The organism is Cupriavidus sp. WKF15, assembly GCF_029278605.1.
Classification (GTDB): domain Bacteria; phylum Pseudomonadota; class Gammaproteobacteria; order Burkholderiales; family Burkholderiaceae; genus Cupriavidus.
On the sequence record NZ_CP119574.1, the window covers coordinates 621,579 to 635,766 of the forward strand.

General features: G+C 62.5%; 15 protein-coding genes and 3 pseudogenes. 12 read left to right on the forward strand and 6 right to left on the reverse strand.

Annotation, left to right across the window (positions count from 1 at the left end; genetic code table 11):
- Nucleotides 1–300 precede the first annotated feature (300 nt).
- The 5 genes from CupriaWKF_RS32830 to CupriaWKF_RS32850 all read left to right on the forward strand — a co-directional run bounded on the left by CupriaWKF_RS32830 (nt 301) and on the right by CupriaWKF_RS32850 (nt 4,347).
- Nucleotides 301–783, forward strand: a complete 483-nt coding sequence (locus CupriaWKF_RS32830; RefSeq protein ID WP_276103508.1) for a universal stress protein — start codon at nt 301–303, stop codon at nt 781–783.
- Nucleotides 784–792: 9 nt separating this feature from the next.
- Nucleotides 793–1,629 (forward strand): universal stress protein, encoded by an 837-nt coding sequence (locus CupriaWKF_RS32835; protein ID WP_276103509.1) that lies wholly within the window; start codon nt 793–795, stop codon nt 1,627–1,629.
- Nucleotides 1,630–2,476: 847 nt separating this feature from the next.
- Nucleotides 2,477–3,316: a universal stress protein gene (locus tag CupriaWKF_RS32840; RefSeq protein ID WP_276103511.1), complete on the forward strand. Its 840-nt coding sequence runs from the start codon at nt 2,477–2,479 to the stop codon at nt 3,314–3,316.
- A gap of 317 nt (nt 3,317–3,633) precedes the next feature.
- Nucleotides 3,634–4,092, forward strand: a complete 459-nt coding sequence (locus CupriaWKF_RS32845) for a BON domain-containing protein (RefSeq protein ID WP_276103512.1) — start codon at nt 3,634–3,636, stop codon at nt 4,090–4,092.
- A 45-nt stretch (nt 4,093–4,137) separates the two neighbouring features.
- Nucleotides 4,138–4,347 carry a hypothetical protein gene (locus CupriaWKF_RS32850; RefSeq protein WP_276103513.1) on the forward strand — a complete coding sequence of 70 codons (210 nt, stop codon included), beginning with the start codon at nt 4,138–4,140 and terminating at the stop codon, nt 4,345–4,347.
- Between the two features lie 59 nt (nt 4,348–4,406).
- Here the strand turns inward: CupriaWKF_RS32850 and CupriaWKF_RS32855 are convergent, their stop codons facing one another.
- The 3 genes from CupriaWKF_RS32855 to CupriaWKF_RS32865 all read right to left on the reverse strand — a co-directional run bounded on the left by CupriaWKF_RS32855 (nt 4,407) and on the right by CupriaWKF_RS32865 (nt 6,392).
- The gene (locus tag CupriaWKF_RS32855; protein WP_276103515.1) at nt 4,407–4,697 is read right to left on the reverse strand and encodes a universal stress protein; all 291 of its coding nucleotides are present in this window, start codon (nt 4,695–4,697) and stop codon (nt 4,407–4,409) included.
- Between the two features lie 70 nt (nt 4,698–4,767).
- Entirely contained in the window at nt 4,768–6,036 is a 1,269-nt protein-coding gene (locus tag CupriaWKF_RS32860) for an IS256 family transposase (RefSeq protein WP_276098122.1), read from the reverse strand.
- Nucleotides 6,037–6,098: 62 nt separating this feature from the next.
- Nucleotides 6,099–6,392: a hypothetical protein gene (locus CupriaWKF_RS32865; protein ID WP_276103516.1), complete on the reverse strand. Its 294-nt coding sequence runs from the start codon at nt 6,390–6,392 to the stop codon at nt 6,099–6,101.
- 134 nt (nt 6,393–6,526) lie between these two features.
- On the opposite strand from CupriaWKF_RS32865, the gene CupriaWKF_RS32870 reads away from it, so the two are divergent.
- From CupriaWKF_RS32870 to CupriaWKF_RS32885, 4 genes and pseudogenes are all read left to right on the forward strand, one after another.
- Entirely contained in the window at nt 6,527–7,132 is a 606-nt protein-coding gene (locus CupriaWKF_RS32870; RefSeq protein WP_276103517.1) for a SagB/ThcOx family dehydrogenase, read from the forward strand.
- A gap of 30 nt (nt 7,133–7,162) precedes the next feature.
- Nucleotides 7,163–7,789 (forward strand): phosphoribosyltransferase family protein, encoded by a 627-nt coding sequence (locus tag CupriaWKF_RS32875; protein ID WP_276103518.1) that lies wholly within the window; start codon nt 7,163–7,165, stop codon nt 7,787–7,789.
- A 72-nt stretch (nt 7,790–7,861) separates the two neighbouring features.
- A pseudogene (locus CupriaWKF_RS32880) lies at nt 7,862–8,209 on the forward strand (ABC transporter permease); the annotation flags it as partial.
- A gap of 525 nt (nt 8,210–8,734) precedes the next feature.
- Nucleotides 8,735–9,112, forward strand: coding sequence for a hypothetical protein (locus tag CupriaWKF_RS32885; RefSeq protein ID WP_276104145.1), 378 nt, complete (start codon nt 8,735–8,737; stop codon nt 9,110–9,112).
- 538 nt (nt 9,113–9,650) lie between these two features.
- Here the strand turns inward: CupriaWKF_RS32885 and CupriaWKF_RS32895 are convergent.
- The gene (locus CupriaWKF_RS32895; protein WP_276103519.1) at nt 9,651–10,058 is read right to left on the reverse strand and encodes an HIT family protein; all 408 of its coding nucleotides are present in this window, start codon (nt 10,056–10,058) and stop codon (nt 9,651–9,653) included.
- A 269-nt stretch (nt 10,059–10,327) separates the two neighbouring features.
- Between CupriaWKF_RS32895 and CupriaWKF_RS34445 the strand changes: the two are divergent.
- Together CupriaWKF_RS34445 and CupriaWKF_RS32905 are read left to right on the forward strand one after the other, a co-directional pair.
- Nucleotides 10,328–10,528 (forward strand): annotated as a pseudogene (locus tag CupriaWKF_RS34445) (ribose-phosphate diphosphokinase); the annotation flags it as partial.
- A 74-nt stretch (nt 10,529–10,602) separates the two neighbouring features.
- Nucleotides 10,603–11,148 (forward strand): TraR/DksA C4-type zinc finger protein, encoded by a 546-nt coding sequence (locus CupriaWKF_RS32905; protein WP_346348633.1) that lies wholly within the window; start codon nt 10,603–10,605, stop codon nt 11,146–11,148.
- Nucleotides 11,149–11,420: 272 nt separating this feature from the next.
- Here CupriaWKF_RS32905 and CupriaWKF_RS32910 read toward each other — a convergent pair whose 3' ends face one another.
- The gene (locus CupriaWKF_RS32910; RefSeq protein ID WP_276103522.1) at nt 11,421–11,663 is read right to left on the reverse strand and encodes a hypothetical protein; all 243 of its coding nucleotides are present in this window, start codon (nt 11,661–11,663) and stop codon (nt 11,421–11,423) included.
- Nucleotides 11,664–11,713: 50 nt separating this feature from the next.
- Nucleotides 11,714–11,848, reverse strand: a pseudogene (locus CupriaWKF_RS32915) (SagB/ThcOx family dehydrogenase); the annotation flags it as partial.
- A 539-nt stretch (nt 11,849–12,387) separates the two neighbouring features.
- On the opposite strand from CupriaWKF_RS32915, the gene CupriaWKF_RS32920 reads away from it, so the two are divergent.
- A complete protein-coding gene (locus tag CupriaWKF_RS32920) occupies nt 12,388–14,031 on the forward strand; it encodes a SulP family inorganic anion transporter (RefSeq protein ID WP_276103523.1) in 1,644 nt (547 codons plus the stop codon).
- Nucleotides 14,032–14,188: the final 157 nt, after the last annotated feature.

Here is a 14,188-nt window from a genome sequence, read left to right on the forward strand (position 1 = left end):
CGAAGACCTTGAGGATACCGTGCGGGTTCTGGCAGACAACCACGGCACCATGTCGAAGTACTTGGGCGAAGCAGGCTTGTTACGCGTTGCGGCTTGCCGAGCGTAGTCTGGATACTTTGATCCAGCCCAAATCGCGGTCTCCGAAGGGAACGAGTCTGACAGCTGACAGGGAAGTCACTGCCGCAATGGCCGCAGCGAGGCTTCCGCATGCGGTCGCTATGGCGAACAGGCCGCGAGGGCGGCAGGTCTCCACTTGCATACGGTAGTCATACCCGTTCTTAGCTCTAGCAAGGATCAGACATGTACCAACGCATTCTGGTCGCCCTTGACGGCGGCACAGCTTCCGAAGCCGCGCTGGATGATGCCATTCCACCTGCCCAGGCCATGGGTGCCGAGGTGGAGGTGATCTACGCGGTAGATGACAGCAGTCCGTTTCTCGACGTCACGGGGATGGACCCGGACAGGCTGATCGATGACCTGATGATGGTTGGGGAAAGCGTGCTCTCGTCCGCAGCGAACAAGCTCGGGCGGGCTGGCGTACGTCATTGCACGCGCTTGCTGAGCAAACACATGATCCAGGACGACATCGCAACTACCATCGTGGCGGAAGCTGCCGGATGGCCTGCAGACCTGATCGTAATGGGCACGCACGGACGCCGTAGCGCACGCCGGTTAATCATGGGCAGCGTGTCCCGAGGACGTCATCGTCCGGACAAACCTACCAGTGCTGCTGGTTTGTCAGGGCAGGGATGGCATCCACAGCCCGATTTCGTCTCACGGTAAGGAGTTGGTATGAGCTACAGCAGCATCCTGGTTCATCTGGACCGCAACAGGCACACAGCTAGCCGTCTTGCGCTCGCGTCGCAACTGGCGAGCTCACATGGCTGTCCGCTGATCGGCCTAATTGGAGGCTTCATTCCCGATCCGGCATGGTTCTATCTGATGGACAACGCCGCTCTTTACATCGAAGCAGACCGGCAGCGCCGCCAGTTGGCAAAGGAAAGCATTCGTGACCAGTTCCACGAGGCGACGAAACACCTATCCGCCGGCGTGGAATGGCGGTCGGCCGAGCATGATGTGTTGTCGACGGTGCTCCGGGAATCGCGCGAGGCAGGGCTGGTTGTTGCCGGTCAGTACGATGCAAACGGCGAGGAAGGCCCGGTCGCGGGACAGATCCTCGAGGTCTTGCTGTTGGAAAGCGGCCGGCCGGTTCTTGTGGTCCCGTGTGACGGGGGATTCCCTGCAACAGGTTCGCGTGTGATGGTCGCCTGGAATGGAAGCCGGGAAGCGACGCGGGCATTGCACGACGCGTTGCCGATGATCGGCGGAGCGACGGCACGCGTGCTATGCGCCCAGACTGCGGCCCAGGAGGCAAGGCCGGACGCGACGCCGGTGGCCCACGCGGTGCGTGTCCTCGAACGTCACGGAGTGACGGTGGAGGTCGAACACGGCTCCAGCGGTTCCGACCTGACCATCGGTGAACTGCTGCTGTCGCGAGCCGCCGACTTCGATGCCGACCTGATCGTCATGGGCGCATACGGCCACGGGCGGATGCGCGAGCTTGTCTTGGGCGGCGTTACCCGAACCTTGTTGTCGTTGATGACCGTACCGGTGCTCTTTTCGCATTGAGCCACGGATCGCCGTGCCGATGCCGGATCCCTGGCCTATCCGGCAAGTTCGCCCCCAATACCGATGGCGCGAAGAAGCCGGAAGGGAAAGCCCAGTGATCGCTGAGCCAGGTTGTCCGTCACGTTCGCCGCACGCCGGCTCCCTTGTCTTCCGTGCAACACAATAACAAGGTACCTCGAGTCGGTTACTTCTTGTGGTGGCGCGGCGAGTGACGTTGAACCGGATCAGGCCATTGTGATCGCTACAGCCTCTTCTGGCTTTCAGCGAGGACGCAAACGACTCGGAGTGCGCGCAGTCGTGTTGCGATAGGTCGCAAAGGCGGACGCTAGATCTTGACTGTGAGCCGAAATGGTCTTCCAGCGCGTCTGCGGTCACCTTAAGGTCAGGACGGATTCGGGAAAGAGAATCTGGCTCATGGCAGCAAACCCGCGTGCAAGCGGTTGACCGTTATCACTCTGCGTCGCTGCGCGCGAGCAGAACAGGAAGCCTGGTCCTGCCAATCACGCCTTGCGACACGCTTCCCATCACGAGGCGTCGGAAGCCACGCCGCCCGTGCGTTCCCATGACGATCAGGTCGGCCTTCACTTTCCGGCTTCCGAAACGATGGTGTCGGCAACCAGATCGGGGGAGTTAGCGCGCTCCAGCAATCGGGTGACGCACAGAATTCCTGCGACGCCGTCAAGGCTATATGCCACGACGCAGTGGGACTTGACGTGCATCAAGCGGGACGAGGGCGTTGCGGCGGCTGCGGGTCGCCGGCAGGAAGCTTGACATATGACAAGCCCACGCATGGACGAGGATCTACATTGAATCGCTGAACACCACATCGGATAAGCGGAGAATCTCCATGGACTTTGCCACCATCCTGGTTCACCTGGATGCCAGCAGACGCATGCACCAGCGCCTGAACATCGCCATTCAGCTTGCGAAGAAGTTCCAGGCGACGCTGGTCGGTATGCTTGCGATCGGGCAACCGGATCCCCGCTCCGTCCGCTATCTGGTGGATGGCGATCGGTACCTGGCGTCATACGGCGAATGGCATCGACAGGTCGCCGAAGTCGCCCGCCATGCATTCCAGGGGGGCACGGACGAACTGCTGACGCCGACCGAGTGGTACGCGCCCGAGTGGGCCACGGCCGACAACGTCGTGGCGCAAGCGCATACCGCGGACCTGCTGGTACTGGGGCAGCATGACCCTGCAGACAAGGATGCCTATGTCCAGCATCACTTCGTCGAGTCCGTCGTACTGCAATGCGGCCGGCCCGTGCTGGTCATTCCCTATGCCGGAGTCTTTCCGGAGATCGGCAAGAGGATCCTCGTGGCGTGGAATGGCAGCCGTGAAGCGGCGCGAGCCATCCAAGACGCTCTTCCGTTCCTCCGGCGCGCCGAGACTGTCGAGGTGGTTGCCTGGAACGCACCGAACCTGTCGGCGGACCTGTGGCTTTCGCCGCCGCGATTCGCCATCGAATGGCTGGCGCGACACGGCGTGCAGGCAGGGCTTCACGATTTCACGGCCGTCAGCGGCGACGACACCGGACAGATGCTGCTGTCGCTGGCGGCCGACTGTGGGGCCGACCTGATCGTGATGGGTGCCTATGGTCATGGCCGGATGCGAGAGCTTGTGCTCGGCGGCGTAACGCGCACCATGCTGCAATCGATGACCGTGCCTGTCCTGCTGTCGCACTGACACTTCCGGCGCGCAGGAGATAGCCATGAACAGGTGTTCAGCAATACGGGCGCGGGCAGTGGCGTGGTCTTGCCTGGTGTCAACGACGCAGTTCTTGTGCGAAGCCTGCACGTCGATGCCGAATTTCCCGCGTCCGCCCACGCCGCGGGCTTCCCTTGAAACAGGGCACGGCGCAACGAACGGGAGCGCGAGCGCTCCGGCCACGCCCCGGTCAACGCTTCATGTCTGAGTAGTCCGGGCGCAGCATTGGCCAGAGCCGATACTGCGCAGGCGTAGCGCGTCTCGTTCCGCTACGCGCTTGCCATGAGATCTTATCCATGAAAGCTGATCTTCAACTCAAGAATGGAGTCGATGAAGAGCTGAACTTGGATCCGGCCATCAATGCGGCGGCTGTCGGTGTCGATATCCATGAAGGCGTTGTAACGCTCAGCGGGCATCTCCTCAGCTACGCAGAGAAGCTCGCTGCGGAGCGAGCCGCCGAGAAGGTGTCGGGCCTGCGCGCGGTGGTCGTGAATCCGGATGTGAGGCCTGCAAGCGTCGTTAGCGACGAAGCGATTGCTACTGCTGCACGCGATGCTCTGCAGTGGGAGCGGATCGAAGCCGCGTCGCGTCGGCATGCCGAGCGTGAGGCGAAGCGTACTAATGTATCGATGCGGGACGGCACGGTGACGCTCAGCGGCCATGTGGGCACGCGCGCCGAGCGACTGGCGGCTATCGGCGCTGCATGGTCGGCGCCCGGCGTGGGCGCCGTGGTGGACAACCTGCAACTGTCCTGACAGGCGGTATGCCAGGGAGCGACGCTGGCGCAAGGAGGCTTGATTATGCCTTGGAGTTTCGGCAACTATCCCTCGTCGATGAAGAACCTTCCACCCGCAGTCAGGGAAAAGGCGATTGAGATTGCGAATGCGTTGCTGGACGAGGGGTATGCGGATGGCATGGCGATTCGCATTGCAATCGCTCAGGCGCATCGCTGGGCCGCGCGTCATGCCGATGAACTGGCCCCGCAGGAGCGAGGCCGCGCGTTGCCCTAATACCCAAAGCATCCCCAGGTCCCTTCCTCTCCGTGAAATGGGTCCTTGGGCGACGGTCGTCAATATTCCGCCGGGCTGCGCACAAGCAGGACAGGTTTGCGGCTCTGGTGGACGACAGCTTGAGCCACGCTGCCTACGACGACGCGAAGGTATCCGCGCCGCCCATGCGCACCCAGGACAATCAGGTCGGCATTGCACTGGTCGGCCTGTGCAAGGATGGTCTCGGCAAGGCGGCCCTTCGACACGGGCTTGTCCAGCAACGCCACGGCATGGGGATGCCCGCAGCGCCCAGCAGCTTCGACGCTCCGGCGAGGACTTCCTGTCCATGCGGAGAAGGTCTTGGTGGTCAATGAAAGCGACGCTGAGCAGCGCCCCGCGGAGGTGTCAGGAATTTTGTGTGCTGAGGTCGGTTAAAAAATCTCAGCTCATGGCGGAGGTGAATCGCTCGCCAAACAGAATGGCGAACTGATTGACTGCTTGCCGCCAGGTGATAGGTGGCATCTTCCAATCCTTTTCGATGTTGCGCAAGGCCAGATACAGCAGTTTGCTGGCGGCCTCGTCGCTGGGGAAGTGGCCGCGATTCTTGACGATCTTGCGCAACTGCATGTGCATGCTCTCGATGGCGTTTGTCGTATAGATGATTCGACGCACCTCAGGCGGATAGACGAAGAAGGGAATCACCTGTTCCCATTGGCGCTGCCACATGGCCGCGACGGTAGGGAATTTGCGTCCCCACTCACTTCCCGCAAAGGTGTCGAGCGCTGCGGCCGCCGCCTCGGCCGTGGCGGCCTGATAGATCGGCTTGAGCGCGGCAGCCAACGGCTTACGGTCCTTCCAGCTCGCCAGATTCAGCGAATTGCGGATCAGATGCACGATGCAGGTCTGGATTTGCGCGGCCGGATAGACCGCCTCGATCGCCTCGGGGAAGCCGCGCAAGCCGTCGACCACCGCGATCAGGACGTCGTGCAAGCCGCGGTTCTTCAGTTCGTTGAAGACCTTCAGCCAGAACTTGGCGCCTTCGGTTTGCTCGATCCACAGACCTAGCACTTCCTTGCGGCCGTCGGCGCGGATGCCCAGCGCCAGATAGACCGCCTTGTTCTTGACCGTGCCTTCGTCGCGAATCTTCAGTCGTAGCGCGTCAAAGTACACGATCGGATACATGGCCTCGAGCGGGCGTTGCTGCCATTGCTCGACGTCAGCCAGCACCTCGTCGGTGACCGTGGAAATCAGATCGGGCGATACCTGCAGCCCGTACAGCTCCAGCAGATGGCCCTGAATCTCGCGCACGCTCATGCCGCGCGCATACATGCTGATGACGTGGTCGTCGAAGCCAGGCAGCCGGCGTTGATACTTGCCGACCAATTGGGGCTCGAACGTCGCCTGCCGATCGCGCGGAATATCCAGATTCAGCTCACCGTTGGGCGTCAGGACCGTCTTGGGGCTGGTGCCGTTGCGGTGGTTGCCGGTCTTGCCTTGCTCGGCCTCGTTATCCAGATGGTGACTCAACTCGGCGGCGAGCATACGCTCGGCCAACTGCTTCTTGAGCTGGCCGGCCAAGCCCGATTCGCCCAGGATCGACTCGGCATCCTTGCTCTGCACCTGGGCCAGCAGTTGATCGATCAGCTCATCGGGAAACAGCTTCGGTGCCTTCGGGTTCTTGCTCTTCTTGTTCACTGTCGTGTCGGTCATTGGACGTTTCCGTAATCGTCTCATGACCTCGGCACACTAAAAATCTGACAGGCTCCGCCCCGCTATCGTCGACCACGTAGATCACCTTTTGCGTCCGCATCAGACGCTTTGGCAAGATCGATGGCTTGCATCACCGCCAGCCGCGAGGCGTGGCTGCCATCTGTCGCTTTCTTCTGTACATGGATGCCCCCTGTCTCCCAAACGACGGCGCAGAAAATTCCAATGCGCCTTTGAGCAGCGTGGGCGGGATGCTCATAGCAGTATTGACGCAACTCAAGGATGCAAGGGCCGGCTTGCGGCCAGCCGGCGAATGCGGCACGTGCAGACCAAATACCGATCTCTTTGATCCAGCCCAAATCCTGGCTCCGCCTGCCATCTACCTTAGCTGCACGGGTCTTGCCCCGCCGGGCTCCGAGAGGATGGCGGGCGTGCGCCTTGCATCCCGCCGAAGCGGCGCGCTGGCATGGCCCCGGCAGTTCTGGAGACCAACATGACCCATCCTATTGTTTCAGCCGAAGTCACAGTGGAGTTCGTGAACCTTCCCGAGCCCCGGACCGAAGGTGGCATGCCGCTGCTCACAGCGCTTCACAACAGGCGCTCCACCAGAAGCTTTGCGCAGCGCCCGCTGGACGACGTGCTGCTATCCACGCTGTTGTGGGCTGCCTTTGGCATCAACCGTTCCGATAGCGGCCTGCGCACGGCGCCTTCGGCCCGCAACTGGCAGGAGATCGATCTCTATGTCGCCTTGCCGGAGGGGCTCTACGTGCTCGAGCCTGTGGGCTGGCGGCTTCGCCTGGTGACCGGCGAAGACCTGCGGGCAGCCACGGGCTTGCAGGACTATGTGTCGACCGCGCCGCTGAATCTGGTCTATGTCAGCAGGCTGTCGAAGCTCGATGAGACCGACAAGCCGCTGCGCCAGTTCTATACCGCCCTGGATGCCGGGTTCATCAGCCAGAACGTCTACCTGTTCTGCGCCGCGTGGGGCTTGGCAACAGTCGCGCGAGGTTTGGTGGACCGTCGCGCGCTCGCCAAGGCAATGCGGCTCGATCCTGACCAGCGAGTCGTCCTGGCCCAAAGCGTCGGCTTTCCCGCGTAGCAGCAGGACGCGCAATCTAAAGGGGACAACATGCCGTTCATCAACAGAGAGGATGCCGCCGGGCAACTGGCGCGCGCACTGAGCAAGTTCGCAGGCAAGCATCCGCTAGTACTGGCGGTACCCCGTGGCGCTGTGCCGATGGGTGCCATCATCGCCACCGCCCTAGGTGGCGACTTGGACATCGTGCTCGTACGCAAACTTGGAGCGCCGGGCAATCCCGAGCTCGCCATCGGGGCCGTGGACGAGAGCGGCTGGACCTATCTGACACCCCAAGCGGCCATGGCCGGTGCCTACAGTGAGTACGTCGATCGGGAGCGCACGGCGCAACTGGAGGAACTGCGCCGACGCCGCGCCCGCTACACGCCCGGTCGCGAAGCAGCCAGTGCGGCAGGACGGTGGGTGATTGTCGTGGACGACGGCCTGGCGACCGGCGCCTCGATGATGGCGGCGTTGCATGCCATCCGGCAGCAGAAGCCACTGCATCTGGTATGCGCGGTTCCGGTGGCCCCGCCGCAGACGCTGGAGCGCCTGCGTCCGTTTGTCGATGAAATAGTGTGTCTGGAGGCGCCAACGCAATTCCATTCGGTCGGGCAGTTCTACCGCGATTTTCCCCAGGTCGAGGACGAGCAGGTCGTGGCCGCCCTGAACGCGCGCTGAGTCCGGAACATGCAAAACGGGGCCGCCGACACCGCTCCGGACGCTGGCGTAGGCCATCGGCAACGGGTCGCTATCCCGGGGATCCTGCTACTGGCATTCAAGCTGCTCGTCAATGATCGGGCCAAGTTCACCGGGTTGCTGGTTGGCATTACGTTCTCCGTGTTCCTGATGATCGGGACGACATCGCTCTTTACCGGCGTCTTGAACCGCTTATCGTCGACGGTGTTCAACATAGGCGCCAGCGCATGTGGGTCATGGATCCGGCCGTCAACACGGTGGCCAACACGATCGGCATGCCGGACTATGTACTGGACGGCGGGCGCTTTGCGGTGCCGCTTTACTCGGGCGGCGCGCTGGTGCGTCTGAACAGCGGTACCGCCTGTGACAGTTGTTGGGATTGACGACACGAGCCTGTTCGGCCCCTGCGGGTCGTACGCGGGTTACGCAGTCGGTGCGATTTGGCTCACATTGACCAGCACGCTCGTCAATACCGCGATTGCGCGGGCCGGCTATGCGGCACAGATCGTTCCGATTCCAGGTGAATAAGCTGGAAGACGGCCGGCTACTTTGCACAAGTGCGAGCTGCCCTTGCCGCTGAACTGAGCCGACACTCGGCTGCGCATGCGCCGCTCGGCAAGTCGCGTTCGAGCAGCAGCAGCGGCGGCGTGGGCTTTTTGCCCGGCAGTAGGGCGGTCTTGCCTCAGCCAGCCTGAAAGCCCACCCGAGCGCCCATGACGCAGATTGCCAACACGCGTGCGGCGAAAGGCGGGCAGGGAAAGTGATCGTTGGACTAGGCCACCACTACCTGCGCAAGCAGTCCCACGGTAGGGTTTGCCTTGTCGATCACCTATACCGGGGCATTGCTGCCTCGGCCGCTCTGGCTTCTCTCGGTAAGCGAGCGATGCCATTTGGCGACGCAAGCCTCGCCATACAGGAGCTGGCGCCATGACTCACACGTTGCCATCGTCGGCGGGTGCGCCTGATCAAGCCGAACAGGCAGCTCAACGAATTCGCCAACGCGCCGGTGAATTCCTTCCCCAGATTGGCATGATTCTTGGCTCCGGGCTCGGTGGTTTGGCGCGGGCAATCGAAAATGCCATCGTGATTCCCTATGCGGATCTGCTGGGATTCCCGCAATCCCTGGTTGAAGGTCACGCCGGTGAACTCGTCCTCGGCCGGTTGAGCGGGGTGGATGTGATGTGCATGCGAGGCCGGCAGCATTTCTATGAAGGGCATGGCACGACGGGTATGACGCAGGCGGTCCGAGCAATGAAACGGATGGGATGCGACCGGCTAATCGTGACATGTGACTGCAGCGACTGATATTCGACTGGCTCGAACAACAGGTGTCGTAGGGCTGGGGCACGAGGCCAACGCACTCACCAACCTGTCAGGCGGTTGGCAAACTCGCGCCAGAATCGTCGGGCGCGCCTTCTCTGGTGCAGTTGCTGTTCAGCCAATGCCAGCCGCTCGCACTCGCGTAGCAACCCTTCTTGGAACCGCGCCGGTAGTGAGGTGCTGTCGTGACACCGTACCTGGCCAGCGAACAAGATACCCAATCCGCTATCACAAGCCTTCCGGTTATGATGAGTCCGCACAACTGCGTCTCTTTGATATAAGGGACACTCGACCCGTACCGAAGCTTTTCTTGGACGGTCGGTTTGAAGGGCGGTGCATCTATCGATGCAGCAATGGCCGACAGTTAGCCGCCTTTCTGAGCCTCACTGAGGGTATTACCGGGTACTTTTCGTCTTGACTCTGCGCACAGGCGCGACTTTTCCCACCAGGGATGGTGCCAATCGGCCCGCGTCCGCGTGCCGCAGTCACTTGGTGGGGGCGAGCGAGCCAATCGCACAAGCGCTCAATCTCCGCCGTAGTCTTGCCTAGCCGGGATCACCCCTCGCACACCGCCGCGCGGGTTGCCCACATCGCCGGCATAGCGAGGGATCAGGTGGATATGAACGTGCATGACGGTTTGTCCGGCGTGCACGCCTATGTTGACCCCGACATTGAATCCGTCGGGATGGAATTCGGCCTCAAGGCGTGTCTTCATTTCCCGCACCAGCGCATGCAAGGCGGCAAACTCTGCTTCCGTCGCATCGAAATAGTCAGCGAAATGACGGTTCGGGATGATCAGCGCATGACCGGGCGCGACCGGGTACCGGTCATACCGGACGTGGGCCAACGCGTTGCGCGCTATGATCCCATCTGACGTGCAGAACCGACAGGGGCCTATGTGCAGGTCGGCCCGTGAGAGATCGTTTGGCATGAGCAAGTCCCCCTGTCATCTGTTGAGAACTCGTTGCCAACGCGGCTCGGGAGTTCGCGGCAGCAACCCTATCGATCCCATGGTAGGCCAGGCAGCCGACAGCGCCAGAGGGCTCCTACTCTCATAATCCGGAGTCAACCGGTTGAGCCCGATCGCGCCATATGGGCTCAAATGTCTAAATGCAATTAATCGCCAGCACTGCCAGCCAACACCCTTGTGGAGCTAGCAAGCGGCTTTCCGGACGGTCACCCTGGGTGAGAGGCGCGAACATGGACCGGGTTTTCATTGCCGCAGTCGGAAACGAGTGGCCCTGTGCGGAACTCGCCGGCCTGCTGCATGCCAGGACTGGCGAGGCCGAGGTACGTCATTTTCCTGACGGGGAGTCCTATGTCAGGCTGCTCCAGCCGGTGGCGGGCTGCGAAATTGCAGTGGTGTGCCGGCTGAATCATCCCGACCCGAAGGTGCTGCCGGTTCTGTGGCTGGCCGCGGCCGTCCGCGAAAGCGGTGCGGCGCGGGTTGGGCTGGTAGTCCGTACCTGCCCTATATGCGCCAGGACAAGGCCTTTCATGCGGGTGAAATCGTGTCAGCGCGGCATTTCGCCGCGCTGCTGTCGGCCCACTTCGACTGGCTGGTTACCATCGACCCCCACCTGCAGTGCAATGGCAGCCTGTCCGAAAGGAGAGACATCATGCAACAAGGCCTGACCAAGCGAGAAGTGGCAACGCTCGCCGCGCAGCTGGACGCGGTGGAAGCGCGCATCCGTGCCGCCGTGGGAGCGGGCGATTCTCCCCTGGCGCCGCCGGCGCAGCCGGAGCCGCGCGATGACGCCGAGATTGCCGAGCAGGAAATCGCGCAGCGCCAGGACGACGCCATGCTCGAGCATTACCGTATGCAACTGGCCGACATCGGCGCTGCGCGGCTGCGGATGTCAAGCGGCACGTATGGAGTCTGTATAGATTGCCGGCAGGCGATTCCCTTCGAGCGGCTGCAGGCCTCCCCGACGGCAAAGCGCTGCACTGCCTGCCAGCGCCACCACGAACATCTGTACGCACGCCAGGCGCAGGAGGCGTCTGGCAACGCGCCAGGATAAGCAGGGGGAGGCCGCCAGGCGCCGCTGGATCACTTACTTCGTTCCGGGGGTCAATGCCCAGGCCGCCGGCCAGCTCGCAGTCTATGTGACGCCGGCGGCGTAGGCAAAGAGCCACGCCTCTACCTGTTTTGGCGTAGCGGGCGGCTCAGGCCAGTCCGGCGTAAGCCGGACGCCTATGGTGGCGGTGGACGAAATGATATGCACAAGGGGAGTTGGCAACGGGGTACCAAGGCCGCCCTGGGTGCCAGGCTTGCGACGTAAGCAGTCGGCCTTTACACGAGATCGTACTCCCGCATCATCTCGGCGGTGACCGCGTTGACGACGGGCAGGCAGTCCGCGCTCACGCCGGGAAAGGCGTCGATGGTCCAGTTGCAGCCGCGATTTGCCGCCGGTTCGACGGGACGCGGGAGGGGGATTTCGCAGTTGCGGCAGGTGTCGCCGAGATCTGCGCTTTCCTGCAGGCGCCGCAGGATTTCATTGCGGATCTGCTCCGCATTGCCGGTGTTCTTGATCATATGTGCTCCTTCCGAATTGTCAACGGCTGGGGACTTGGGCCCGGAATCAGTCAGGTGGGCAGGTTCTCGGGACCATTCGGTCTGCCCACGGTCTGGGAAAAGATTGGCTCCTCGTCCTCGTTCAGGGACATGTGCTCCGCCAGCTGGCGCCGGTTTAGCCAGCCTCGTACAACAGCTCCCAGGCCGGCCTGACCGCGGCGCTCAAGAACTATCACGGGCTTTCCTCCGTGCTGGTCGCTGGTCAGAACGAGTTGGTTGGCCCTCAAGCGGGATTAACACTTCAAAAGCAACTCGCCAGCCAAGGGCCGTCCGATTTACTTGTGTTGCCCCAGGCGACACACAACACCTGGATGTCTGGCATTACAGAGGAGCAGTGGGACCTGCTGCTACGGCTCACACCTCAAGGGATGAGTGAACTGCGGGTCCATGTGCCCGCGACGTCAAGCCCGGTAGCTCCAAGCCGATTTCGTCTTCCAGCGCGTGGACCTGCGTTCTCAGGCTCCTGTCAGTGATGCGGATGAAGCGCCAGGGTTGCATGACCTGCTGGTCTATCTGCACCATATGGCCGGCCGCAAGGCACAGCTGGGTGCAGGGTCCTGACGCCCACTGGGCACATGAGGCTACCATCCATCTGTTACGCATCTGCAGGACAAGAACAATAGGGGGAGTCGTGACCACAACCGATTCGACGCACCCGACAGACAGCGCGCGCGGCGGTAGTCCGATGCGCGACGTGATCGCCGGCTGTTCGATTGCCGGCCTTTTACTGCCTGAGGCCGTGGCATACGCCGGCATCGCCAATCTTCCGCCACAGGCGGGTCTGATCGGCTTGCTGATCGGTCTGGTGGTCTACGGCCTGCTGGGGACCAGCCGCTTCGCCGTGGTGTCGGCAACATCGTCTTCGGCCGCCGTGCTGGCCGCCATCACGGTGTCGATGGCCGGTGGCGATCTGGCACAACGGCTGCTGCTGGCCGCCGGACTGGTGATCCTGAGCGGCTTTTTTCTTGTATTGGCTGGCCTCGCCCGGCTCGGTGGCATTACCGAATTCATTGCCAAGCCGGTGCTGCGAGGTTTCACGTTTGGGCTGGCCATCACCATCATCCTGAAGCAGGTGGCGAGCGTGGCGGGCGTGCATCCGACCCATGGCGACCTGCCGCGATTCACGTACGAGTTGATCCAGGAGGTATCGGTCTGGAACGTGAACGGGCTGATCGCTGCGCTGGTCGTACTGCTGTTGCTGTTCGCGATGTCGCCCTGGAAGAGCGTGCCCGGCCCGCTGGTCGTTATCGTGCTCGGCATTGTGCTCGCCCACGGGGTGGATCTGCATCACTACAGCATCGGGCAGGTCGGCACGATCGATCTGGCCGACGTCTCGTTCGAACTCCCTGACCTGCCTCGCACGGAGTGGCTGCGGCTTGGCGAGCTGGCGTTTGCGCTGGTCCTGATTTTGTATGCGGAGTCGTATGGTTCGATCCGCAGTTTCGCGCTCAAGCATGGTGACAAGACCTCGGCGGATCGGGATCTCGTTGCGCTGGGCCTGGCCAATCTGGGTTCGGGTTTGCTGCACGGCATGCCCGTGGGCGCGGGCTACTCGGCGACTTCCGCCAATGAAGCGGCCGGCGCACGGTCGCGCCTGGCTGGCTGGTGCGCGGCGGTAGTCGTCGCCGTGATCGTCGCGCTGTTGTTGCCGCAACTAGCCTTGACGCCCGAGCCGGTGCTGGCCGCGATTGTGGTCTACGCGGTCAGCCATACACTGCGCCTGAGCGTGTTCCGCCCCTATTGGGCGTGGCGGCGGGACCGGCTACTGGTTGTGGCGGCGTGCATAGCCGTGCTGCTGCTCGGCGTCCTGGACGGTCTGCTGGCGGGAATCGGGGTGAGTCTGCTGATCACGCTGCGCAATTTCTCTGAGCCGAACGTCAGCCAGTTGGGACGCCTTGGCAGCAGCCACGACTACGTGGACGTCACCGCGCACCCCGAAGCCAAGACGCTTCCGGGCGTGCTGATCGTGCGGCCCGAAGCACCGATTTTTTTTGCCAATGTCGAGCGCATCCTTGCGCAGGTGCGGCATCTGGCCGATGCAGGGCAGGGCGCCGTGCATACCTTGATCTTCAGTCTCGAGGAGTCTCCAGACCTCGATGGTTCGACGATCGAGGCACTGCACACGTTCGCCGCCAGCGCCGCGGCCCGTGGCCGACGTCTGCTACTGGTGCGATTGAAGCCCCCCGCGCTGGAAGTGCTGTCGCGATCAGCGGACGAAGCACTGCCGCGCGAAGCGCTGCACGAACTCAGCGTGGACGAGTGCGTGCAGTCTCTGGGGCAGGGCGGCGTCGCAGCCGCGACGACGGCTGCAGGACCAGCACGCTCTTGACGTAGAACGAAGCAAAATTGTCACTTCACCTACCTGGTGTGGATGTCCGTAGAGTAAGCTTTGATGTTATGGGATTTTTGAGCGCGTAACGGAGACCGACCGTCGTGTCTCTCGCCTCGCCGAGCGCACCGGTGCGAAGCTCGCGGTTTCGCAGTCA